Below are 24,077 nucleotides of genomic sequence, written 5' to 3' on the forward strand. Positions count from 1 at the left end.
TGGTTGTGCGGTAGATTTTGTGTGCAGGCTTCTTCATTTGAAAATTATATGGCTGAAGAAGCCCTTAAGAATAGCTTTGTGCAACAAAGCCGTTTTTTTATATTATTTTTTTTGCATTCATTCAAAATGATTAAAAAAGCGGATGATATTTTTCCATCAAGAAAAAAAAACATAAAACCATTTAAGTATTTCCCTAATGTATACATGGAGGATCTCGTGAGTTTTACCAAAAATAATATTGTTTGGTTGAGAATTAATTTTACGGCTTTTGTATTTTTATTTTTTTTAGGGGTGTTTATATTTATATATTTTATAATTAGAAATTAACCATAATTTCTGAAAAAATAATTAAGTTATTTTAAAAAATATTTTTTTAGATTATAAAAGTTAAAGGGTTATAGTGGGTGGGTCTGCAGGTGGGAGTGTAAAATAAAGAATATCTAAAAATGTAGGGATTTGTTGATGTATTTAATAAAGAGGGCTTTGTTGCACAAAGATTTGAAAGGCAAAGCGCCCCTAATTGAGCCAAATTTAAGGCGTAACTTGGGTAAGTGGTCGACCTAATTCCGTAAATCTGTTGAGGACTGCTACACGTGGATGAACCTCATTGACTTGGCTATCAAAGCTCCTTGCACTGAGTTTATCTCCTAATAATTTGATGCAGTGCATCTTAGTCTCAACCAAACTTCGCCGATGATAGCCTGACCATTTTTTCCATAGTGTCCTACCTAAACGTTTAACTGTTCGAAGTAATTCATTTCGCTCTAGCGAGCTGCTCTTTGTATCTTTCCATGGTTTCGCATTTTTTCTAGGTGGAATCACCGCATGCGCTTGCCGATCTGCAATGGCCTGACGGCATTGCTTGGTGTCATAAGCTCCATCGGTATAAACAGAGTCAATCTGCTCATCTTGTGGAATCTGATCAAGTAAGTCACCGAGTACCTGTGAATCACTGATATTACTGGTTGTGAGCTGAATAGCACGTATTTGAAGAGTTTCAGCATCTATAGCAATATGTAGCTTACGCCATTGGCGACGATATCTAGGTCCATGTTTCTTGCGTTTCCATTCACCCTCACCTAGAAACTTCAAGCCTGTATAGTCCATGAGTAGATGCAGCCCATCGCTACTTTTTTGGTAGCTGATTGCAATATCAATATGCTTTTGTCTTCTACAAAGCGTACTGTAATCTGGTGCGGTCCAATTTAATCCGCAAAGTTTAATCAGACTTTGCACAAAGCCAGTGACCATACGTAAAGACAGACGAAATAAGGATTTAATCATTAAGCAGCATTGGATGGCTGCGTCGGAGTAGGTTTTATTTCGTCCTTGTTTGCCTTTTGATAGAGCATACCATTGCGTAGTAGGATCAAACCAAATGGCAATATTTCCGCGATTAATGAGTGCTCGGTTATATGCGGGCCAATTGGTTGTGCGGTAGATTTTGTGTGTAGGCTTCTTCATTTGAAAATTATATGGCTGAAGAAGCCCTTAAGAATAGCTTTCTGCAACAAAGCCTTAAAAAACTAAAACCAGATGTTGAAAATAAGTTTAGAGATATACCCTGGGATGGGCTTTGGGGAAGTTTCGCAGGTGCATTTCAAAATACTGTTGAGGGTCATGTTGATAAATTAGGTAGTGGTTTTGCAGTCGTTTTTGGTTCCTTATATATACTGTTAGCTCAAGGTATATTAAATGGATTAAATACAGGTTTAGCCGCAATCAGTTATGCTGGATTGTACAGAGTGAAATTCGAACCATTTATTACAAATAACATCAGAACAAGTAAATTGGCTTCAGTGTTAAGAAAAGAGATGATTCTAGCAGCAGCCAGAGAAAATCCTGCTTTAGCGCAGAGTATTAAAACAGATCCAAGAAATTTAAAATTCATGATTGATCAACATATTTTGGATTTAGCAACAAAAACAAATTTGAAAAAACATGTGGTGAAAAGAAACCTTGTAATTGTAAAAGGAGTTTTTAAGAACGTTACAAGTTTTGAACAAGCTTTAAAAGCGGTGACAGTAGATAATATAGATCTTAAAAATGCAGTCTCAAGTGACTTTGATTTGCAATGGCGTGATAGAGTAAAAACGTCAGTTCAAGAAACTCTAAATAGATCTGCCCCCAATGTAACTAAGATGTTTTTAGCTGGTAGTTCTTTAATTATTGGTGCATTCCAAACTTGGGTTTTTGTAAAGTTATGGGATGATGCCTATGGTGATGAAGTGATGGCGCATGATGCCCGGAATAATAGTTACAGAGCTTATGCAGGTGCGATGGCAGCAATTGCTTCGTTTGCACAGTTTGGTGATGCTCTTACAAAACAAGCTGGATTTATGAAAACTTCACTTAATCTAAGTGCTAGATTGTTAGGAGGAAGTGCATCTATTGCTGTCGGCATCATGGATTTATTAGATGCTCCGGATTCTTTTGCAGAAGGTAATTACACATTATTAAGTATGCAAATGGTAAATGGTTTTTTAGGTGTGGGGCTAGGATATGCATTATTGAGAGGATTAACTGTTTTCGGGGTTTATGGATTAATTATCGCAGCTGTAATGATTGGGTTATCAATTATGATAGCTAAATATAAGGACAATGCTCTTCAAGATTGGGTGGAAAGGAGTTCATTTGGAACTTTAAAAAATCACAGGTATAAAACTTTAGATCAATTGAAATCTCAGTTTGATATATCATTAAAAGCAATTGCAGCATAGGAATAATATGATTAATCACAGGCTTTATGGTGTAACCACTAAATACCCGAAAAAAAAAGAAAATTATCAAGGTGGATATTATCCTATAAAAGATTTACCGATTGTAGAACCAACTGATTATGGCTATATTCGAGAGCTAAACGAAAATTATATTGAATTTTATGATAAAAGTTTTTTTGCAAGAGGTGGGGTTGTTGGGTTAGGTTTAATTTGCCTATTTTTTTTATTAACGCCACTAACTTATTTATTACCTGATCTTTTTACAAAAACAATAAGTGATGATTTTTTTATCATATTATTTTTAACAATATTTGTTATTGCTGGATGTTTTTTATTTAGTTGGTTTTCTGGATATAAAAACTTTATTTCATTTCGTCAATTTCCTATTAGATTTAATCGAAATTTAAAAAAAGTATATTTCCCTAAAATTGATGATAAAGAGTTTGTTGTTGATTGGGATGATTTAGATGTGACTGTAGAAAAAATAAATATAAAGTCAGATATCGAATATCATGAAATTAAATTTAAGTCTAAGGAAGATATTGAGCAACCTTTTTATTTAGTTAGAAAAGTCAGTGATGAAAAAGATCTATTGAAGTTTTCATCTTGTTGGCAATTTGTAGTGAATTATATGGAAGGTGAAGAATATAAAAATATTAAGAAAAAAAATTATTATTCAAAAGTGTTTGGTATAATTAAAAAATCTTGGTATACACTCTTTGATAATGATTATGTTTTCAAAGAAAATAATATTAATTCGAAATATGAATATTTGGTTGATGAGGCTGGAAGTTTAAAACGAAACAAAATTATTAATTATGCTCGATCTTTCTTTTTCTTTTATTATCTTATTTCATTATTAGGTAATCTATTTATTCATGTGTTTAATAGAAATTATTCTTTTAAAGATGAACATGATACTCGTAAGGTTGAAGGTGTTAGCTTAAATTCAACTAAATTTGGACTCACTCACTATTTAATATGTATTCTATGCGCTTATATAGGGTTATTGTGTTTTACTTCGTTTATTGAATTTATTATGCAAACACGAGGTCGTGGGTTTGATAATTATTTGAAGTTTTGGAATTTTCTATAATAAAAAAGCCCCTACGGGCTTTTTTTATTCAAGGCAATTGCTGAATCGGACTACCACCTAAAGCTTGCAATAACGTCACATAAGCATTGTACTGAGTTTGTTTGGCTTGAACCAAACTTAAACGTGCTTCACGTGTGGTACGTTGTGCATCAATCAAATTCTTCAGCGCAATTGCACCATTTTTATAACGTACTTGCGTGAGTTGTTCCGTTTTCTCAGCGAGTTGAACATTACGTTCTTGTAAAGCGACTTGTTTGTCTATTTCATTGCGTGCAGATAACGCATTTTCAACATCGGCAAAAGCTTTGTATAAGGTCTGACGGTATTGAATAATAGACTTTTCATACTCAAGTTCATTGACACGCAAATCACGTTTCATGTCATTCCATTGCAGGAAAGGTAGCGTAAGACCCGCACCCAATATCGCAGCAGGATTTGACAGCACATTACTCAGCGAAGTGCTTGAGCCTCCAGTAGTTATACTACCCGTTAAATTAATCGAAGGGTAATAACTTGCTTTATTGGCATCTTTATTGGCAAGTGCTTTGCGTAAACGTAACTCGGCTGCTTGCAAATCAGGACGGCGCGATAAAAGCTCAGCTGGTAAGCCCGATTGAATTTGCGGTAGGGCAGAAAGTGGTAAGCGCTGTGGCTCCGAGATATTCAACTGTTGCACAGGTTGATTGAGCAATACCGCAAGAGCAGTTCGAGTTTCAACTTTTTGCTGTTCGATCTGGCTTAACGTAGCTTTTTGACTTTGAACAGCTTGTTCAGCTGACGTTAAATCAAGACCTGATACCGCCCCAGCTCGATACTGTGTTTGCACTAATTCATAAGTTTTCTGCGTACTCGCCAAATTTTGTTGAGCCACAGATAGGCGTTCATTAAGATATCCCAATTGCCAATACAATTGTGCAGTTGTCGCAATCAGGCTTTGTGCAGTGGCTTGTAAATCTTGCTCAGTCGCAAGCGCTTCCCATCGAGATGCTTCAGTTTGATTGGCCAATTTACCGAATAAATCCAGCTCATAGCTTAAGCCAGGATAGTTCAGTGAAATACCATTTGAAGAATCACCATCACCATCTAAACTAAAACGATGACCGACCGATGCACCTGCATTGCCAATACGCACACCTTGCTGACTTTCAGATTGCTTGGCTTGAATGCGTGCTTGTTGCAAATTAATCCCAGCAACAGCTAAATCAGTATTACGGGCAATCACTTGTTCAACCAATTGGTTGAGCTGTGCATCACCAAATAATGTCCACCATTGATCATGAAAAGCCTGTTGGTGGATATTTTGGCTGTGTTGTTGGCTGTTTTGAAAGCCCTGTGGAATATCGGCTGCAGGAGCTTGATAAGGCGTTTTCACTACAGCCGCACAGCCGACTAAAGAGCCTGTTAATGCTAAGGTCATGAACAGTTTATGAAGTTGATTACGCATAGTTATACCTTATTATTCTCTTGACAGTGCATCGACAGGATTTAAACGAGCAGCATTTCGTGCTGGGATAAAACCGAATACGATCCCGATTAAACTTGAACAAACGAATGCAGCTATTATTGATGTGGTTGAATACGCCATTTGGAACGTGCCACCAGCAAAGTGTGTAATCAGCTGACCAATTCCCAGTGATAATAACACCCCAAGGATACCGCCTAAAATACACACTAATACGGCTTCAATCAGGAATTGTTGCAAAATATCGCTTTGTCGAGCACCCACGGCCATTCGCACACCAATTTCTTGCGTTCGTTCAGTGACAGACACCAACATAATGTTCATGACACCGATACCACCAACGACTAAAGAAATCACAGCAATCGCAGAAATAAGTAAAGTCATTGTAGCGGTAGTTTGCTGGATGGTTTCACGAATACTGTCCGCATTTTGAGTGAACACGTCTTGCGCCCCGTGGCGTTGAACGAGTAAATTCAAGATTGCATTTTCAGCAGCTGTACTTGAATATTCATCTTTTACACGAACGATGATGCTTCTCACATTCGACTGTCCAAGCATTCGACTCATGACGGTTGAGTAAGGGAGATAGACATTAAGACTATCTGAATTACCCATTGCACCTTGTTGAGCATCTACGATACCAATAATACGACTAGGTACACTGCCCAATAGAATTACTTGACCAATAGGATCCGTACCATCGCTAAAGAATGTCTTTTGGGTATTGGTATCAATCACAACATCTTGGGCTTGTTCAGTAACACTATGTTTGTCAAATGGTTGACCTGATTTAAACGTTAAACCACGCACATAGAAAAAGTCTTCACTCACGCCATTGACTGTCGTGGATGCCTCTACATCTTTATATCTTCCCGTGACAGAACTATTGACTGAAGGACTTACACCATCTACGTAAGGCTGTTCCGCTAACGCATCAGCATCAGCAGGGATTAAGGTCTTGGCCTGAGAAGATCGGGAGTTATCACCAAAACCACGTCCTTGGTAGACCGTAATGGTATTGGTGCCCAAACTACTAATATTTTCTAAAATTTGTTTTTGTGATCCATTACCAAGTGCGACAACCGAAACGACAGATGCGATCCCGATAATGATTCCGAGCATGGTCAAAAAAGTACGCATTCGATGAGCATTCATGGCCAGATGTGCCATGCGGAAAGCTTCACCTAAACGGTCTAAAGCTGAACGCCAAGACGATGTTTTCTTTTGCTCAGCACGAATCAATTCTTCACGTTCAAAGCCATCATCAATCTCAGGAACATTGGGTTCATCTGAAATAATATTACCGTCTGAAATCTCAATAATACGAGTCGCATTTTTGGCAACATTGTGATCATGAGTAACGAGAATGATGGTATGACCTTTGGCATTCAGTTCGCGTAAAATACGCATCACTTCAATACCGCTTTTTTTATCTAATGCACCTGTAGGCTCATCGGCGAGAATAACATCACCGCCATTCATCAACGCGCGAGCAATCGAAACACGCTGTTGCTGACCGCCCGAAAGTTGGCTCGGGCGGTTTTGGGTTTTTTCACCTAGACCTAAATCGGACAAAAGCTGAACTGCACGATCATGGCGTTCAGAAGCATCAGCACCGGCATAGATCGCAGGGACTTCGACGTTACCAGCTGCATTTAAGTCACCAAGTAAATGGTAGCGCTGGAAGATGAATCCGAAATATTCACGGCGTAATTGAGCAAGTTCATCAGGTTCTAGCTCACGTGTTTCGCGGCCCTTAACCTTGTAGCTACCATTGGTCGGTTTATCTAAACATCCTAAGATGTTCATCAGTGTTGATTTTCCTGAGCCTGATTGACCTACAATGGCAACCAATTCTCCAGGATAAATCTCAAGATTTACCCCTTTTAGAATTTGCACAGTATATTCACCAGCAGGGAATTCACGGGTCAGGTTTTTGACCTCGAGTAGAGGTGTTCTGGTCTGACTCATAATTACATTCTCATTGGACCAGCGCCACCACGTGCGCCACGTTTAGCTGAGTCATTTGATGAGTCAGAGCCATCAGCGATCACCACCTTATCGCCTAATTTTAAACCGCGTAAAACTTGCGCTGTTGCACGGTTATTTAGACCGATAAGAACAGGGGTCGGTTTGGCTGTGCCATCTGCTTGAAGTACGCGTACCATAGCCATGGAAGCTTTACCTTGATCGACTAATGCCTTTTCCTCAGCGGTTAATTCTAAACGCTTAGGACGATCAGCTGATGAACGTTCGGCACGCCCTTCACCACGAGCTTGTTCATTACGTTCTTGGGCATTTGAACCCGCATTTGCACCACGCTGGCGAGCAGGACGATTAGAGCTTTGAACAGCAGAAGATGGAATAGTCAGTGCATTCTTTACTTCATCTAACACGATATAAACTTGTGCAGTCATATCAATACGCAATTTTCCATCTTCATTAGGAACATCGAATAGAGCGTTGTAATACACAGCTGTACTTGATGAAGATGAATTTGAGTTGTTGGTTTCTGTATTGATTGAGTTAGGTGCAGGTTCAACTTGACGCAGTGTTGCGTAATGCTTTTTCTCGCTATTACCTAAAGTAGTGAAATAAACAGTTTGACCTTCCTCAACACGCATAACATCTGCTTCAGAAATTTCAGCCTTAACCGTCATGGTGTCAAGTTTTGCTAATTTCACGATGGTTGGCGCGCTTTGATTCGCGTTCACTGTTTGACCTTCTTCAGTCACAATTGCCACAATTGTGCCATCCATCGGAGCAACGATACGGGTATAGCCTAAATCTTCTTTAGTCGTAGCCAGTGATAAACGAGATTGCTCGATTTGAGCATTCATCGCGACGATATCGGCTTGAGCAGTTTTATAACTTGCTAATGCGGACTCATATTCGGCACGAGAAGTTGCATCTTGGGCATACATGGCTTTTTGGCGATTATATTCCGCCTCAACTTTAGTCAGATTTGCTTGTTTGACTGCCAATTGAGCCAACTGATTTTTAATGCTGGCTTCAGCTGTTTTTAGATCATTTTCCTGACGAACGGAATCGATTTGAGCAATCAGTTGACCTTGTTTGACTTGATCACCCAGTTGTACATACATTTTTTTCACCTGACCTGAAACCTGTGCACCAACGCTAACCATTTTGGTCGCTTCTAATACACCTGTTGCAAGGACAGAGTTTTCAATATCACCACGTGTCACTTCAGCGGTAATCAACTGAGGTTGCTCATCTTTAGGTTTAAAGAAATACCAAGCTAAAGCGATAGCTGCAATCGTAATGATCGCGATGATAATCAATTTCGTTGGTTTTATTTTTTGCATGGCGATATTGAAAAATGACGGAAATTAAGAGAATTATAATGATGAAATAAGGATAAAAAGTGTATTTTTCTTAAATAAAATCAATAATCATTTTTATAGTTATAAATAGACCTTGCTCGTTAACTAAGCAAACAAGGTTTTTCCACATAATTCAGCAATGGCTTGTTGCATGAGGTGTTCGGGATTTTCATTATTTTTGCCTTTGATGGCAGCATCGATTCTTAATAGCAATTGTGGCCATGTGAGAAATTGCTTGGGATTAAGACGTCTCAAGGCTTGTTGATAAAGACTGACTTTGGTTTTCCAGATGCCGAGTTGTAATGCATTTTGTGGTTGCTCAAAAAGTTGCATCAGTAAGCGCATTTCTTTGCTTACCGTCCATAATACTAAACTGTGTGGTTCGCCAGCTTCGACTAAATATTGGTATATTTTGATCGCTTGACTTAGGTTGCCTGAAATTAATGCATCGCTTAAGTCAAAAGTGGTATAGCGTGATTGATCTTGTAAGCATTCGAGCAAATGTTGCATTTCAAGATGCTGTACATCGGGGAACGTGTCTGCCAGACGCATTAAGCTGTTTTTAGCAGCCAATAAATTATGTTCGTGGTGGACTTCGAGCCATTGCCATGCATCTTGGCTCAGTTGAATCCCAATTTTATCAGCTTCTATGCTGAGTATACGCTGACGATCTTGCGCATAAGTTGCTGTAAGAGGAACCAAGACGCCATTGGCTTCAATCGTTTGAAAAAACGCCGACTTTAAGCTACTGCTATCTTGCTTAGGCATAATGATCAACAACAAGTTGTGTTCATTATGCTGGATATAATGCTTGAGTAACTTTAACGCATTGGCATCTGGCTTAATGTTGCCATGGACCTCTACTGCGAGATTTTGTGAAAAAAGAGAAAGGCTGTTGAGTGCATTAAATACATTTTTCCAATCAGCAACGCTTTGGATGTCATAGCGTTCTCTTTCCACGTGATTGATGATCCAACTTTGACGGAAAGCATCTAAAAGATTTTGCTCAAGTAAAGGTTCTTGACCATGTAATACCCATGCACCACGTGCTTCGTTTACACGTTTTAATGCTTGTAGATAATCTAACTTCATTCTGAGTTACGGATTTTCAGAGGCAGTAGGTTCAAAAGTTTGTTGCACAGGTAACAGTACATTTGCTTCTGCTTTTGGCAGACGGTTTGCAGCAATTTGACGAGAGATCTGTTGAGCGACATCGTCAATTAAGATTTCACTGAGATATTTATTTTGTTGATCATCTGTGTTCACGGTTGCAACATTATATTGATATGTACGTGTCGCAGTTAAAGTTCGAGGTTTTGTCACCAAGTTACCTTGACGATCTTCGATTTGGAAAGTCACAGAAAGTCTGAGTAGAACTTCAATGAGTTTGCCGTTGAGCTCATGGCGAATTGGCTTATAGTCAATGATACGCAATACATATGCATCGTTAGAGTTACTTAGTTGCACACCTGCAGCAGTGAGATAAACACTGAGTTTACGCTCTAAATCAGAAGTATTGGCAGGGAGTGCTAATTCAAGCTTTGTATAAGCCAGTGGCGTTGAAGTTGGATTGGTCCCTTTTAGATGAAATCCACAGCCGACCATAGTTGCGCTTAAGCCTAAAGTTAGAACAGCAATAGCTAAACGTTTGCTCAAATGCATTGTAGATCCTCTGTGTATTTCCTGAGACTCAGGATAAATTTTGAATATTCTGATTGTATGTGCAAAGCCCGTTGACTGGCAACGGGCTTTGTTTGGGAATTGTGAAATCCTTATATTCCCCTCTTTTTAAAAGAGGTGAGAAGCAATGCTTCGCAATGGAAATTAAATCCCTCCAAACCTCCCTTTCTTGCGCTTTGATCTAAAGCTGTGCTTTATATCTTACTCAGGGAGGCTTTAAGGTTCTTAAACCACCAAATTCACTAATTTATTCGGAACAACGATTTCTTTCTTGGTTGGACCTGTTAAGAATTGTTGTACTTCAGGCAATGCTTTTGCTTGCGCCAGAATGTCATCTTTCGATGCATCTACAGACACTTCAAGTTTGCCACGAAGCTTACCGTTCACTTGAACCACAATGGTTTGTGTATTACGTGTTAATGCAGATTCATCCACTTGAGGGAATAATGTTGCATTTAACTCGATACCAAACTGCGCCAATAATGTTTCACTTAAATGCGGTGCAAATGGAGCAAGTAAAGTTAAAAGCGTTGTAATAGATTCACGTGCAACAGCAACATCGTTGTCATCTTTCGCTTCAAACTTATTGTTTGCATTCAGAAGTTCCATCATCGCTGCAATTGCAGTGTTAAATGCATGACGACGTTCGATGTCATCACCCACTTTTTGGATGGTTTCGTGAGTCTTACGACGTAAGTCTTGAGCCGCAGTTGAAAGCGCAGCTTTATCAATCGCTGATGCAGTATTACCTTGTTCAAGGAAACCAGTTGCCAAGCGCCATACACGTTTTAAGAAACGGTTAGCACCTTCTACACCTGCATCAGACCATTCTAAAGATTGATCTGGTGGCGCAGCAAACATCATAAATACACGTGCCGTATCTGCGCCGTATTGGTCAATAATAGATTGTGGGTCGATACCGTTATTTTTCGATTTCGACATTTTTTCTTGACCGCCAACGATAACGTCTTGACCATCACCTTTGTATTTTGCAGATGTGATACGACCTTTTTCATCACGCTCAAGTTCGATGTCAGCAGGGTTGAACCATGTTTTCTTACCTGATTCAGATTCGCGGTAATAGGTATCAGCAAGTACCATACCTTGTGTTAACAAGTTGGTGAATGGTTCGTTGCCTTGCACTACACCTTCATCACGCATCAATTTGTGGAAGAAGCGTGCATAAAGTAAATGTAGAATCGCGTGTTCAACACCACCGATGTATTGGTTTACAGGTAACCATGTTTGACCTGCAGCAGGATCCACCATGCCGCCAGTAAAGTCTGGAGATGCATAACGTGCGTAGTACCAAGAAGATTCTACGAAAGTATCTAGCGTATCTGTTTCACGACGAGCATCGCCACCACAGCTTGGGCAAGATGTTTCATAGAACTCAGGCATTTTGTTCAGTGGGTTACCTGAACCATCTGGAACCACGTCAGTTGGAAGAACCACTGGAAGTTGATCTTCAGGCACTGGCACTTGACCACATGATGGACAGTTAATCATTGGAATTGGACAACCCCAATAGCGTTGACGAGATACACCCCAGTCACGTAGACGGAATTGAACTTTTACATTCGCAAGACCTTGTGGTTCTAATTTTGCTAAGAATGCATCAAATGCACCTTGGAAGTCTAAACCGTCAAATTCGCCTGAATTGACCAATTTACCTTCTTTTGAGCCGTACCATTCTTGCCATTCTGTCGCAGAGAATTCAGCATCATCAGCGCCTTTGGCATCAATGACTTGCTTAATAGTTAAGCCATACTTATTGGCAAATTCGAAGTCACGTTCATCGTGTGATGGAACCGCCATCACCGCACCTGAACCGTATGACATCAAAACATAGTTTGCGATCCAAACAGGAACTTCTTCGCCTGTTACAGGGTGCTTCACAGAAAGACCTGTTGCCATGCCTTTTTTCTCAGCAGTTGCAAGGTCAGCTTCTGCCACTGAACCCATACGGCATTCTTCGATAAATGCAGCAAGTTCAGGGTTATTTTCCGCAGCTTTTAATGCCATTGGATGTTCTGCTGCAACTGCAACATAAGTCACACCCATTAAGGTATCGGCACGTGTGGTAAATACTGTTAAACCATCTGCATAAACGTCTGGGTTCGCTGAAGGGAAGGTGATTTCCATCCCTTGTGAGCGACCAATCCAGTTACGTTGCATCGTAAGGACTTGTTGTGGCCAACCGTCTTTGAGTGTGTCTAAGTCATCAAGTAATTCTTGCGCATAGTCGGTAATGCGGAAGTAGTACATTGGAATATCACGTTTTTCTACCAATGCACCTGAACGCCAACCACGACCATTTTCTACTTGTTCATTTGCAAGTACAGTTTGGTCTACAGGGTCCCAATTTACCGTTGAAAGCTTACGGTAGATTAAGCCTTTTTTATAAAGTTGAACAAATAACCATTGTTCCCAGCGATAATATTCTGGTGTACACGTTGCAAATTCACGATCCCAATCCACCGCAAGACCTAATTTTTTAAGCTGATTACGCATGTAATCGATATTTTCGAAGGTCCATTTTGCCGGTGCAACTTGGTGTGCAATCGCAGCATTTTCAGCAGGTAAACCAAACGCATCCCAACCCATAGGTTGTAATACAGTTTCACCTTTGAGACGGTGGAAGCGGCTGATCACGTCACCAATCGTGTAGTTACGTACATGACCCATATGCAGTTTGCCACTTGGGTAAGGGAACATCGAGAGGATATATCGACGTGGACCTTCTACAGTGTCGGCAACTTTAAAGGCTTTGCGAGATTCCCAGTCCTGTTGAACTTGGGGCTCAATCGCACTGGCTTGGTATTCAGAGTCAATGTGAGTAGTCATATACGTAATACAAGAGAACGGTTAAAAAATTTAGCGCACAGCATAGCGCAAAAAGCACCTAAAAGTGAATTTTACAGACTGAAAATGGATGCAAAACTTAAATTAAGATCAAAAAGACAATTTCACTCATTTGAAACTTGAGTTTCGCTTAATGGAGCAGCATTTGTGTTTTGTGACTCAGTATTTGAAGCACCGTTTGTTTGCTGTTGCGTTGGTATCGTTTGAGTCTGTGAGGTTTGAGGAGCTTCGCTCGGATTTGTATTGGTATTGACTGATGTTGTTGGTGCTTTCCAACCATATGTTTCAACTTTACCTTTCTTTTTTGCTGATTTTGGTGGCGGGGTAGTGGTGTAGTGGGTTGAACCATTTTGATCGACCCATTTGTAATATTCTTTTGCCTGCACCATAGATGAATAAATAGAAACGAAAAACAACCGTTGATGCTAAACAAGAAAGTTTTAAAGATGATGCTAGTGAATTCATGACTTCACCTATAAAGAAATATGAGGGGAGTGAGTTCTTTTACACGTTTATATCGCAGCATTTTGCTGGATACTGATGACGATTAATTGGTTTTATTTTAATCAAAAAAATCATTTTGCGTATAAATTGTTTTATATAAATATTAAAAATAAGTGTTTGAAATTTTTTTTATAAATCATCCAACCAAAAGTTATCGTTTGAAAAATAATCGGTTGGTAAATAAACAATAAAAAGGTTTCGGCAAACCTTGACTTTGGTCGTGAAAAAACTAAAAATGCTGCTCTAGTTTTATATGTTTTGTTCGATCACCCTTCGAATAAATATCATGGCTTGCAATAACGTTGTCTCTAAGCCGAGACAATGAAATAGCAGAAATATGTTTATCCCAACATGTTGAATATGCAGTCGCAACTCAAACGGTTGTGATCGAAAAATTTTATTATTGCAGCAAAAACGATGAAATATGTGTGCTATAACAGTGCATACAAACGAATGAATGAAACACGACTTATGTCTCCCATAACCGTCGTGGAAATAAGATTAGGGTGAATACGTTGGAACTTTTATCTGGTGGTGAAATGCTTGTTCGCGCATTGGCGGACGAAGGCGTTGAACATGTTTTTGGATATCCAGGCGGCGCAGTTTTACACATTTACGACGCGCTATTCAAACAAGACAAAATTAATCATTACCTCGTGCGTCATGAGCAAGCTGCTGGTCATATGGCAGATGCATACTCGCGCGTAACAGGTAAGACAGGTGTTGTACTGGTGACCTCGGGTCCAGGTGCGACTAACACTGTGACACCAATCGCGACAGCTTACATGGACTCAATCCCAATGGTGATTTTGTCTGGTCAGGTTGCAAGCCATTTGATTGGTGAAGATGCATTCCAAGAAACGGATATGGTTGGTATTTCTCGTCCAATCGTGAAACACAGTTTCCAAGTGCGTCATGCGAGTGAAATTCCAGCGGTTATTAAAAAAGCTTTCTATATCGCATCATCAGGTCGTCCAGGTCCTGTGGTTGTTGATATTCCAAAAGATGCAACAAACCCTGCTGAAAAATTTGCATACGAATATCCTGAAAAAGTAAAAATGCGCTCTTACCAGCCGCCACATCGTGGTCATACTGGTCAGATCCGCAAAGCTATTGATGAATTGATCAATGCTAAACGTCCTATTATTTATACGGGCGGTGGTGTTGTTCAAGGCAATGCATCACATTTATTGACTGAATTAGCACATCTATTGGGTTATCCAGTAACCAATACATTGATGGGGCTAGGTGCATTCCCTGGTAATGATCCTCAATTTATTGGTATGTTGGGTATGCATGGGACATATGAAGCGAACATGACCATGGGTCACGCTGATGTGATTCTATGTGTTGGTGCGCGTTTCGATGACCGTGTAACCAATAATCCTGCAAAATTCTGTCCAAATGCGAAAGTGATTCACATTGATATCGATCCTGCGACGATTTCAAAAACAATCATGGCGCATATCCCAATCGTGGGTGCGGTAGAGCCAGTTCTTCAAGAAATGTTAGCGCAATTAAAACAGCTGAATATTTCTAAGCCGAACCCTGAAGCTATTGCGGATTGGTGGAAACAAATCAATGAGTGGCGTCAGGTTCATGGTTTGAAATATGAAAAACCAACTGACGGTACGATGAAACCTCAACAAGTTGTTCAAGCTTTAGATAAAGTAACGAACAGCCAAGCAATCATCACTTCTGACGTTGGTCAACATCAGATGTTTGGTGCGTTGTATTACAAATACACACGTCCACGTCAATGGATTAACTCAGGTGGCTTAGGCACGATGGGTGTTGGTCTTCCATATGCGATGGCGGCTAAGCTTGCATTCCCTGACCAACAAGTTGTTTGTATTACAGGTGAAGCATCCATTCAGATGTGTATCCAAGAGCTTTCAACATGTAAGCAATATGGCCTAAATGTTAAAATCTTGTGCTTAAACAACCGTGCTTTAGGTATGGTGAAACAATGGCAAGATATGAATTATGAAGGTCGTCACTCAAGTTCATATGTTGAGTCATTGCCTGACTTTGCGAAGTTGATGGAAGCTTACGGACATGTAGGTATTCAAATTGATCATGCCGATGAGCTTGAATCGAAGCTTGCAGAAGCAATGGCGATTAATGATAAATGTGTATTCATCAACGTGATGGTTGACCGTACTGAGCATGTTTATCCGATGTTAATCGCGGGTCAATCTATGACAGATATGTGGTTATCTAAAGGGGAGCGCACAGCATGAGACATATCATCTCTGTTCTCATTGAGAACGAATCTGGCGCGCTTTCACGTTTAGTGGGTTTGTTCTCACAACGTGGCTATAACATTGAAACTTTGAACGTTGCGCCAACAGAAGACCCAACAATGTCTCGTTTGACATTGACGACTTATGGTGATGATCACAAGATTGAGCAAATCACAAAACAACTCAACAAACTTGTTGAAGTGGTTAAGGTGGTTGACCTTTCTGAAGGTTCACACATTGAACGTGAATTGATGTTAATCAAAGTAAAAGCATTGGGGTCTGCGCGTGCTGAAATTAAACGCACAGCAGATATCTTCCGCGGACAAATCGTGGATGTAACACCAACGACTTACACGATTCAAATCGCGGGTACAACTGAGAAAATTGATGGTTTTATTGATGCGTTGGCAGAAAATACCATTCTTGAAGTTGTGCGTTCAGGTGTGTCTGGTATCGCACGTGGCGAAAAAGTTTTAACAATCTAATTTTTTATTAACAAATTCTTCCCTCCTCCGAGAGGAGGGGGTTGGCGAACCACATTAACATTCGCTAATCAAACGGAAGCCAAAGCATTTTAGCGGAGACAGCAATGCAAATTTTTTATGATAAAGACTGCGACTTATCTATCATCCAATCTAAGAAAGTAGCAATCATTGGTTACGGTTCACAAGGTCACGCTCACGCGCTTAACCTTAAAGATTCTGGCGTTGACGTAACTGTTGGTTTACGTGCTGGTTCTGCTTCTTGGAAAAAAGCTGAAAATTCTGGTCTTAAAGTTGCTGAAGTTCCTGCTGCTGTAGCTCAAGCTGACGTAGTAATGATCTTGACTCCAGATGAATTCCAAGCTCAACTTTACCGTGATGTAATTGAGCCAAACATCAAGCAAGGTGCTACTCTTGCATTTGCTCATGGTTTCTCTGTTCTTTATAACCAAGTTGTTCCACGTGCTGACTTAGACGTAATCATGGTTGCTCCAAAAGCACCTGGTCACACTGTACGTTCTGAATATCAACGTGGTTCAGGTGTTCCTGATCTTATCGCGATTCACCAAGATGCTTCTGGTAATGCACGTAATCTTGCGCTTTCTTACGCTTCAGGTGTTGGTGGCGGTCGTACAGGTATTATCGAAACTTCTTTCCGTGAAGAAACTGAAACTGACCTTTTCGGTGAGCAAGCAGTTCTTTGTGGTGGTGCTGTTGAATTGGTTAAAATGGGCTTCGAAACTCTTGTTGAAGCTGGTTATGCGCCAGAAATGGCTTACTTCGAATGTCTACACGAACTTAAATTGATCGTTGACTTAATGTTCGAAGGCGGTATCGCGGACATGAACTACTCTGTATCTAACAATGCTGAGTACGGTGAATATGTAACTGGCGTTGAAGTAATCAATGAACAGTCTCGTGAAGCGATGCGTAATGCGCTTAAACGTATTCAATCTGGTGAATATGCGAAGATGTTCATCCAAGAAGGTGCGTTGAACTACCCATCTATGACTGCTCGTCGTCGTCAAAACGCTGCTCACGGTATCGAAGTCACTGGTGCTAAATTGCGTGCGATGATGCCTTGGATTCAAGCAAACAAAATCGTAGACAAAGAAAAGAACTAATTTTCTTATCTAGCTGATTTTTATGCTATAAAAAACCCTGCGAAAGCGGGGTTTTTTTGTGGGATAAGAATAATGATTTTATATAAGTATGTGGGTTTTGAGGCGGGTTTAAAAAATATTAGAGACAAATAGCTTGGGGTTTTCAAATCTAGAAGATTTGAATGACCCATTTGAATGTACAGGATTTGGTTTTTATAATTTAGATGTTCCAGTGTCAGTTGCTATTAATGCATTTAGAATTAATTTCTCAAGAAAATATGCGGTCTTGAGCTTAACAAGATCTGCCCTTAATCCATTAATGTGGGCACATTATGGTGATAGTCATAGAGGAATAGTTATTGGTGTAGATACAAAAAAAGCAGGTTTTGATGATGATAATAAATTTATTATACCTTCAACCAAAGGAGAGCTTAGATATTTAAAGACTGTTCCAAAAGGAGTTTTAAAAGCCAATATTGATGACCTAATGATTGTGGGAGATTCTGAAAACTTGAATTGGCGTACTAAGGAGGATTTATTGAAGCATGCTTTGCTATACAAGATGCAAGAATGGGCTTACGAGGAAGAAATCCGAATTGTAAAAAATTTAAGTTCTGTTGAGTTTGGATATCATTCTTCTAAGCTTACTGAAGCGATAATCGATAATCAGATTTGGAGAAGAGTTCAACTGGAAACACGACCAATTTATACATTGCAATTGCCTGCAGAATCCATTGTGGAAGTGTATGTTGGAAAAAATGCTTATATTGATCAACGTAGAAAGCAAGACAAAATCAAACCAATCATAGATCATAAAGTTGAGAGGATTGAACAGTTAAAAATGATTTGTCAGCTAAGACAAATACCATTAAAGGGTGTAAGTGTGAACTTAGAAACTTGGGCTTTGCAAAGCCGAATAATTAGTTTGGATTAATTCTTAATTTTAGTTGTCTATTTCTTATTTTTAAATTCTATCCTTTTTTATATCTCCCAAAAGCTAAATATAAAGTGAAGGTTCATATCTTATTTGGTGAAATTATTTGTATATTGCTAAACCCTATTTAGGCCATTTACTGATTAAATCCAAAACTAATTTTAATAATTTTCATAACCTCAGGATATTGATAATAAGTCACCGATATTTTAGGAACTTTGAATTTTGAGACTTGTCTTTTTGTAATGCATTGAAAAAAAAGACGACAGGCATGATAAAAATAGTCATTAAAAAGTAACTCAATGACAGGTAGATTAAGTTGCAGTCGACAGAGGCTTAGCTAAACACAATAATCAGTATCTAACAAGAACACTTAATAACTCAAGGATTGAGGTTGGGAATGAAATTAACGTTTGTATGTTACTTATTGGCGATCTTGCCAATCTGTGGATGGGCGCAACAAACAACTGATATTGAGCAAAAAACGCCAAATAGTGATGCTGAGCTTGTCTTAGATAATGTTCGCATATCAATGCAGCGGTTATTGAGGTCAACAGACAACGAATATTTTTTGAGTCTTTATATGGATGTGCTTCATCCAAATGCAACGCTTACTTCCTTCAAAGACAACGTCACTATCCAATTAAAAGGGGAGCAAAAAGGCGATCAAGTTCTTTTTAAAGCAGAACAACCGAGTGATGATTCAAATGCAATTCAAGAGTTGAAAGGACAGCTTAACTATAAAACGAATGTATTTAAATCTACATTGGTCAATCATGCGGGTGTGATTCGAATAAAGAAATTCGAGCCTGCTTTTAAAGTAAAAAATATGCCTGATGTGAGTTTTAATTTCTATGGCATATCTAAAGCTAACCATCCTTTCAAACGATTTATGACACGTATCGAGGTGTTTGACAAAGCCAATCAAAAAAGCATGCAAATACTTGAAGGCTTTCAAGCGTTTCCCAATAGTATTGGTTATATGGATGTGAATTTTGATGGTTACTATGATGTAGTGCTCTCTGATCTGTCAGAGGATAAAACGCTTCAAGATCGTCGTTTTATTTACTGGATTTATGATTCTGTTCAACAAAAATTTAACCGTGCAGAGCATTATGAGCAAATCGTTGGATTTCCACTATTACATGGTGATAAACAGCACATCGATTTTTCTAATGGACAGGTTTATGTAATTGTTGAAGGCATTTAGAAACCAGTTGCAGTTAATGCTGAACAAGAAACTAAACAATTAGCAGAACGGACATCATCAGAATCCTCTGTAGCACTTCAAGGAGAAAACTTGGAAAAACGGATTGAAGAACCACCAGTTAACTCTGGTCAAGAGCAAGCGAATGAGCTAGGCAGCGATGTAGATCGTGTTCAAGAGAAAGAGCCTTAAAAATGTGAAAATCTGAATGAGCCTTATGACAAGGCTGTCATGAAACCATCATCATATTGACATTATGTTCTTATAAATTTTAGGCATAGCATGAATAAAAGGTGTGATGATGGCACTCCTAAATTTACAAGTAACACAACAAAAAAAATTATTTGAATTATTGGACATTAAAAAAAATACGTCATTTGAGGATTTTATTCTTCTTCCTGATGTTGATCAGCCTAAACGACATCCTCAATTAAAAATTGCCATTGTGACTGAGACATGGTCACCAGAGATTAATGGTGTTGCAAACTCACTGATGAATTTATGTCTGGGTTTGCAGAAGCGAGGTCATCAAATTTTGTTGATACGTCCTCAACCCAAAGTGAAATGTAAACGGTTTAAACCTGATATGGAGTGTTGGGTGCATGCTCAGGCGATTCCGAAATATCCCACCTTACAGTTCGGTTGGCCACAGTTTTCTAAAATCTCAAAAGCGGTTGAAGTATTTCAGCCAGATGTTGTGCATATTGTGACAGAGGGACCATTGGGATTTGCGAGTCTAATGGTAGCTAAGTCTCAGAATATTCCTGTTTCAAGTGGTTTTCACTCTGCCTTTCAAGAGTTTAGTCGATACTTTGAGTTTCCTTTTCTCGTTAAACCTATCTCAAAATATTTAACATGGTTTCACAATAAGACAGACGTGACTTGTGTGCCAAGTTTAGATACACAGCATGCTTTAAAACAAATGGGAGTAAGCGGCGAGTTAAGGGTGGTGGGGAGAGGTGTTGATACCCAATTATTTAATCCGAATAAAAGGTCGGAGTTGCTCAGAGAGCAATGGACTGCAAATGAGCATACACGAGTGCTGATTTCCGTTGGTCGGTTGTCACCTGAAAAAGAAGTAGACCAGATTATTCGGACTTTTTTGAAAAAGAAAGGTGAGGTTGAGCATTATACTAAATTGGTCATTGTCGGAGATGGGCCAGATCGAGTAAGGCTTGAAGCCCTTGCGGGTCATCATCCCGATATTATTTTTATGGGAAGTTTGACTGGCGAAGACTTGGCTTGTGCATATGCCAGTGCAGATGTGTTTATCTTTCCAAGTCAAGTTGAAACCTTTGGAAATGTCGCGCTTGAAGCATTGGCAAGTGGCTTGCCGGTGGTGGCTTATGATTATGCATGTGCCAAACTGCATGTTGTGCACAATGAAACGGGATGGCTGATCCCTCTCGGTGATCTAGATATGTTCGAACGAGCAATGACAGCAACATTGAATCAACCCGATTTAAAAATAATGGGTGAGAAAGCGCATCTTGCAGTTGCTGCAACAGGATGGTTGAAACCTGTTATTGATTTTGAGCAAGCGTTATTTTTTGCTGTGCATCGTACTTTATTTCACTAAGTTATCTTGAATTCGTAGATTCTTGTCGCGTGTTTGAGGGTGGTCGGTGAATCAGTCATCTATTCTAATTATGACAAGTATTTAATGAAATCATCATCATAATGAAATGATCCATCTCTAAAGTAAAAGTATGAAAAAAATACAAAAGAGGTGTGATGATGGGAATCATGGACACTGTATTGCCTAGATCGACAACGCAATATGATCACCAGAGGCTAAAATTTAAAAATCAAAACTCCGATCGGGATGTATCGGTGCTTGAGCAATTGGGGCGATCTAGATTAAAAATAGCTGTCGTTACGGAGACATGGCCGCCAGAACTGAATGGTGTTTCATTGTCTTTACTACAGATTTGCAAAGGTCTACAGAAGCTTGGTCACAAAATTCTATTGGTACGACCTTCACAAAAACAAATATGTTCGGAATTTTCTCCGAACCGTGAGTGTTTGGTGAATGGTCAAACCATTCCGAAATATGCCCATATGCAATTTGGCTGGCCACAGTATGGCAAAGTGGCTAAAGCTTTTGATGAATATCAACCAGATTTGGTGCATATCGTGACGGAAGGACCATTAGGTTTAGCGGTACTTCAGCTCTCAAAAAACAAAAAGATTCCTGTGAGTAGTGGTTTTCATTCTGCTTTTCATGACTTTAGTCGTTTTTATGATCTTGCATTTATGGTCAAGCCGATTCAGCACTATCTCAAATGGTTTCATAACAATACGCAATTGACCTGTGTACCAAGTCAGGACTCGGCTGATGCGATACGTAACTTTGGTGTTACATGTCAAGTTGAAGTGATTAAGACTGGGGTGGATGTTGAAAAGTTTTCACCTACTTTTCGAAGTGTGCAACTCAGACGACAATGGGATGCTTGTGAGAATACAACTGTCCTGCTTTATGTTGGTCGTGTTTCACCTGAAAAAGAAATTCAGGTGTTAATTGATGCCTATTTAAAACTTAAAACACAAACAACGCGCAGATTTAAGTTGGTCATCGTGGGGGATGGGCCCGATTATTCGCGTTTGGTTCGTCAAAGCAAACATACCGATATCATCTTTACTGGAAGCTTAAGTGGTACAAATCTTGCTGAATCATTTGCAAGCGCAGATGTATTTGTTTTTGCCAGTCAAGTAGAGACTTTTGGCAATGTCGTGCTTGAAGCGATGGCGAGTGCGTTGCCTGTGGTTGCTTATGATTATGCTTGTGCTAAGCAGTATTTAGATGCGGAAACAGCATGGTTAGCACCTTTGGGTGAGCCTGCAACCTTGGTTCAATATATTGTTAATCTGCCCCAGAACAAACGCTTGCATGCAATGGGGATGCAAGCAATGAAAAAAGTACAACAAGTCGGATGGCAACATCCAGTTCAACAACTCGAACATGCATTTTATCGTGTCGTGCAGCAGAAAACGCTCACGGCCTGAACGATAGGAGTAGAGTGAAATGAATTTTAAAAATACCAAAATAAAAATACTCGATCTTGATCTAAGAGGATGTCTCTATTTCAATAATCTATCGCATACACAAAGTATTGCGCTCATATTTAAAATTATTAGTCGGCTCGGAGATGGCGTTTTTTGGTACATGATGGTGGCGTTGGTGTGGCTACTGCAAGGACCGCAATACACTATTCAAATTTTATATATTGTTGTAGCTGCTTCGTTAGGTACGCTGATTTATAAAATTTTAAAAACAAAAACAGTACGTCCACGACCATACCAAGTTCACCAAGTTATTCATATTGGCGAAAGACCACTAGATCATTTTAGTTTTCCTTCTGGTCATACATTGCATGCAGTAATGGCAACAATCGTATTGGGTTATGTAGAGCCTGTCTTGCTGGTGATGATGATGCCATTTACCATTTTGGTTGCGTTGTCGCGCATGGTATTGGGATTGCATTACCCAACTGATGTTTTAGTTGGAGCCTTAATTGGGGCGACGGTTGCGAGTGGTATTATCTTAGCTGCTCCAGCATTGAATATCATATTGTGAGGGTAAGTTGATTGCATGATAAGGCGTACAAAAGCAATATAATTGTACGTCTTGATTTGCTTTTTGCTAAAATTAAGCCATGAATTCACCAAAGATGATTTAGGAATAAGTATGGGTTTACGTTGGACAGACACCCTTGATATCGCAATTGAACTGTATGAAGCCCATCCAGATGTAGATCCACAATGGATCCGTTTTACTGATCTTCATGCATGGGTTTGTGCGCTTCCAGAGTTCGAAGATGATCCAAACAAATCAACAGAAGGATTGTTAGAAGCAATTCAAATGGCTTGGATTGACGAAGCTCGATAATTCATCGATCGAAAAAAACCATTTTTTTACACGCGAAAAGCAGATAATCGCGCATTATTCGGTATAATGCGCCAAAATTTTCATGTCAATTTGACTAAAGGAGCCAATCATGGCTATTGAACGTACTTTATCTATCGTTAAACCAGATGCAGTTGCTAAAAACCACATCGGTGACATTTTTGCTCGTTTCGAAAAAGCTGGTCTTAAAATCGTTGCGACTAAAATGAAACATTTAACTCAAGCTGAAGCTGAAGGCTTCTATGCTGAGCACAAAGAACGTGGTTTCTTTGCTGACCTCGTTGCGTTCATGACTTCTGGTCCAGTTGTTGTATCAGTTCTTGAAGGTGAAAACGCAGTTCTTGCTCACCGTGACATCCTTGGCGCTACTAACCCTAAAGAAGCTGCTCCAGGTACAATCCGCGCTGACTTCGCTGTAAGCATCGACGAAAATGCTGCTCACGGTTCTGACTCTGTAGCATCTGCTGATCGTGAAGTTAACTACTTCTTCGCTCAAACTGAGATCGCTCCACGTACTCGTTAATTCG

21 protein-coding genes are annotated in these 24,077 nt (G+C 39.5%); 13 read left to right on the plus strand and 8 right to left on the minus strand.

Annotated features, from left to right (window positions below; all coding sequences use genetic code 11):
* The coding region (locus AC1M9I_RS09045; RefSeq protein WP_481610949.1) for a hypothetical protein at nucleotides 1-327 on the plus strand (327 nt) is incomplete at its 5' end.
* A gap of 204 nt (nucleotides 328-531) precedes the next feature.
* Here the strand turns inward: AC1M9I_RS09045 and AC1M9I_RS09050 are convergent.
* A complete protein-coding gene (locus AC1M9I_RS09050; protein WP_481610950.1) occupies nucleotides 532-1,464 on the minus strand; it encodes an IS5 family transposase in 933 nt (310 codons plus the stop codon).
* Nucleotides 1,465-1,475: 11 nt separating this feature from the next.
* On the opposite strand from AC1M9I_RS09050, the gene AC1M9I_RS09055 reads away from it, so the two are divergent.
* On the plus strand, nucleotides 1,476-2,720 hold the full coding sequence (locus tag AC1M9I_RS09055; protein WP_481610951.1) for a hypothetical protein: 1,245 nt from the start codon (nucleotides 1,476-1,478) through the stop codon (nucleotides 2,718-2,720).
* Between the two features lie 7 nt (nucleotides 2,721-2,727).
* Nucleotides 2,728-3,816: a hypothetical protein gene (locus tag AC1M9I_RS09060; protein ID WP_481610952.1), complete on the plus strand. Its 1,089-nt coding sequence runs from the start codon at nucleotides 2,728-2,730 to the stop codon at nucleotides 3,814-3,816.
* A gap of 28 nt (nucleotides 3,817-3,844) precedes the next feature.
* Here the strand turns inward: AC1M9I_RS09060 and AC1M9I_RS09065 are convergent, their stop codons facing one another.
* From AC1M9I_RS09065 to AC1M9I_RS09095, 7 genes are all read right to left on the minus strand, one after another.
* The gene (locus AC1M9I_RS09065; RefSeq protein WP_481610953.1) at nucleotides 3,845-5,260 is read right to left on the minus strand and encodes an efflux transporter outer membrane subunit; all 1,416 of its coding nucleotides are present in this window, start codon (nucleotides 5,258-5,260) and stop codon (nucleotides 3,845-3,847) included.
* 12 nt (nucleotides 5,261-5,272) lie between these two features.
* Nucleotides 5,273-7,249 (minus strand): MacB family efflux pump subunit, encoded by a 1,977-nt coding sequence (locus tag AC1M9I_RS09070; RefSeq protein WP_481610954.1) that lies wholly within the window; start codon nucleotides 7,247-7,249, stop codon nucleotides 5,273-5,275.
* 2 nt (nucleotides 7,250-7,251) lie between these two features.
* On the minus strand, nucleotides 7,252-8,604 hold the full coding sequence (locus AC1M9I_RS09075) for a MacA family efflux pump subunit (protein ID WP_481589269.1): 1,353 nt from the start codon (nucleotides 8,602-8,604) through the stop codon (nucleotides 7,252-7,254).
* A gap of 123 nt (nucleotides 8,605-8,727) precedes the next feature.
* A complete protein-coding gene (holA, locus tag AC1M9I_RS09080) occupies nucleotides 8,728-9,714 on the minus strand; it encodes a DNA polymerase III subunit delta (protein ID WP_035270157.1) in 987 nt (328 codons plus the stop codon).
* A 6-nt stretch (nucleotides 9,715-9,720) separates the two neighbouring features.
* Nucleotides 9,721-10,284: an LPS-assembly lipoprotein LptE gene (locus AC1M9I_RS09085; RefSeq protein ID WP_035270158.1), complete on the minus strand. Its 564-nt coding sequence runs from the start codon at nucleotides 10,282-10,284 to the stop codon at nucleotides 9,721-9,723.
* 243 nt (nucleotides 10,285-10,527) lie between these two features.
* Nucleotides 10,528-13,149 (minus strand): leucine--tRNA ligase, encoded by a 2,622-nt coding sequence (leuS, locus tag AC1M9I_RS09090; RefSeq protein WP_481610955.1) that lies wholly within the window; start codon nucleotides 13,147-13,149, stop codon nucleotides 10,528-10,530.
* 122 nt (nucleotides 13,150-13,271) lie between these two features.
* Nucleotides 13,272-13,583, minus strand: coding sequence for a DUF4124 domain-containing protein (locus tag AC1M9I_RS09095; protein WP_481610956.1), 312 nt, complete (start codon nucleotides 13,581-13,583; stop codon nucleotides 13,272-13,274).
* 603 nt (nucleotides 13,584-14,186) lie between these two features.
* Here AC1M9I_RS09095 and AC1M9I_RS09100 point away from each other — a divergent pair.
* The 10 genes from AC1M9I_RS09100 (at nucleotide 14,187) to ndk (ending at nucleotide 24,073) form a co-directional block, all read left to right on the plus strand.
* A complete protein-coding gene (locus tag AC1M9I_RS09100; RefSeq protein ID WP_035265632.1) occupies nucleotides 14,187-15,914 on the plus strand; it encodes an acetolactate synthase 3 large subunit in 1,728 nt (575 codons plus the stop codon).
* Entirely contained in the window at nucleotides 15,911-16,402 is a 492-nt protein-coding gene (gene ilvN, locus AC1M9I_RS09105; protein WP_035265631.1) for an acetolactate synthase small subunit, read from the plus strand. Before AC1M9I_RS09100 ends, ilvN begins: the two co-directional genes overlap by 4 nt.
* Nucleotides 16,403-16,506: 104 nt before the next feature.
* On the plus strand, nucleotides 16,507-17,523 hold the full coding sequence (ilvC, locus tag AC1M9I_RS09110) for a ketol-acid reductoisomerase (protein WP_035265630.1): 1,017 nt from the start codon (nucleotides 16,507-16,509) through the stop codon (nucleotides 17,521-17,523).
* Nucleotides 17,524-17,656: 133 nt separating this feature from the next.
* Nucleotides 17,657-18,436 carry a DUF2971 domain-containing protein gene (locus tag AC1M9I_RS09115; RefSeq protein WP_481610957.1) on the plus strand — a complete coding sequence of 260 codons (780 nt, stop codon included), beginning with the start codon at nucleotides 17,657-17,659 and terminating at the stop codon, nucleotides 18,434-18,436.
* A gap of 400 nt (nucleotides 18,437-18,836) precedes the next feature.
* On the plus strand, nucleotides 18,837-19,646 hold the full coding sequence (locus tag AC1M9I_RS09120; protein ID WP_481610958.1) for an XAC2610-related protein: 810 nt from the start codon (nucleotides 18,837-18,839) through the stop codon (nucleotides 19,644-19,646).
* A gap of 298 nt (nucleotides 19,647-19,944) precedes the next feature.
* On the plus strand, nucleotides 19,945-21,222 hold the full coding sequence (locus AC1M9I_RS09125; RefSeq protein ID WP_481610959.1) for a glycosyltransferase family 4 protein: 1,278 nt from the start codon (nucleotides 19,945-19,947) through the stop codon (nucleotides 21,220-21,222).
* Nucleotides 21,223-21,377: 155 nt separating this feature from the next.
* A complete protein-coding gene (locus AC1M9I_RS09130; protein ID WP_481610960.1) occupies nucleotides 21,378-22,649 on the plus strand; it encodes a glycosyltransferase family 4 protein in 1,272 nt (423 codons plus the stop codon).
* Nucleotides 22,650-22,668: 19 nt separating this feature from the next.
* On the plus strand, nucleotides 22,669-23,220 hold the full coding sequence (locus tag AC1M9I_RS09135; RefSeq protein WP_035265627.1) for a phosphatase PAP2 family protein: 552 nt from the start codon (nucleotides 22,669-22,671) through the stop codon (nucleotides 23,218-23,220).
* Between the two features lie 111 nt (nucleotides 23,221-23,331).
* A complete protein-coding gene (gene iscX / locus AC1M9I_RS09140) occupies nucleotides 23,332-23,532 on the plus strand; it encodes a Fe-S cluster assembly protein IscX (protein ID WP_035265625.1) in 201 nt (66 codons plus the stop codon).
* A 109-nt stretch (nucleotides 23,533-23,641) separates the two neighbouring features.
* A complete protein-coding gene (ndk, locus tag AC1M9I_RS09145) occupies nucleotides 23,642-24,073 on the plus strand; it encodes a nucleoside-diphosphate kinase (protein ID WP_035265623.1) in 432 nt (143 codons plus the stop codon).
* Nucleotides 24,074-24,077 lie beyond the last annotated feature (4 nt).

The sequence above is a fragment of the Acinetobacter sp. ANC_7553 genome (assembly GCF_056779895.1).

Coding starts and splice junctions, on each gene's coding strand:
- AC1M9I_RS09050 (WP_481610950.1), bottom strand. CDS start 1,464: ATGAAGAAGCCTACACACAAAATCTACCGCACAACCAATTGGCCCGCA.
- AC1M9I_RS09055 (WP_481610951.1), top strand. CDS start 1,476: ATGGCTGAAGAAGCCCTTAAGAATAGCTTTCTGCAACAAAGCCTTAAA.
- AC1M9I_RS09060 (WP_481610952.1), top strand. CDS start 2,728: ATGATTAATCACAGGCTTTATGGTGTAACCACTAAATACCCGAAAAAA.
- AC1M9I_RS09065 (WP_481610953.1), bottom strand. CDS start 5,260: ATGCGTAATCAACTTCATAAACTGTTCATGACCTTAGCATTAACAGGC.
- AC1M9I_RS09070 (WP_481610954.1), bottom strand. CDS start 7,249: ATGAGTCAGACCAGAACACCTCTACTCGAGGTCAAAAACCTGACCCGT.
- AC1M9I_RS09075 (WP_481589269.1), bottom strand. CDS start 8,604: ATGCAAAAAATAAAACCAACGAAATTGATTATCATCGCGATCATTACG.
- holA (WP_035270157.1), bottom strand. CDS start 9,714: ATGAAGTTAGATTATCTACAAGCATTAAAACGTGTAAACGAAGCACGT.
- AC1M9I_RS09085 (WP_035270158.1), bottom strand. CDS start 10,284: ATGCATTTGAGCAAACGTTTAGCTATTGCTGTTCTAACTTTAGGCTTA.
- leuS (WP_481610955.1), bottom strand. CDS start 13,149: ATGACTACTCACATTGACTCTGAATACCAAGCCAGTGCGATTGAGCCC.
- ilvN (WP_035265631.1), top strand. CDS start 15,911: ATGAGACATATCATCTCTGTTCTCATTGAGAACGAATCTGGCGCGCTT.
- ilvC (WP_035265630.1), top strand. CDS start 16,507: ATGCAAATTTTTTATGATAAAGACTGCGACTTATCTATCATCCAATCT.
- AC1M9I_RS09120 (WP_481610958.1), top strand. CDS start 18,837: ATGAAATTAACGTTTGTATGTTACTTATTGGCGATCTTGCCAATCTGT.
- AC1M9I_RS09125 (WP_481610959.1), top strand. CDS start 19,945: ATGGCACTCCTAAATTTACAAGTAACACAACAAAAAAAATTATTTGAA.
- AC1M9I_RS09130 (WP_481610960.1), top strand. CDS start 21,378: ATGATGGGAATCATGGACACTGTATTGCCTAGATCGACAACGCAATAT.
- AC1M9I_RS09135 (WP_035265627.1), top strand. CDS start 22,669: ATGAATTTTAAAAATACCAAAATAAAAATACTCGATCTTGATCTAAGA.
- iscX (WP_035265625.1), top strand. CDS start 23,332: ATGGGTTTACGTTGGACAGACACCCTTGATATCGCAATTGAACTGTAT.
- ndk (WP_035265623.1), top strand. CDS start 23,642: ATGGCTATTGAACGTACTTTATCTATCGTTAAACCAGATGCAGTTGCT.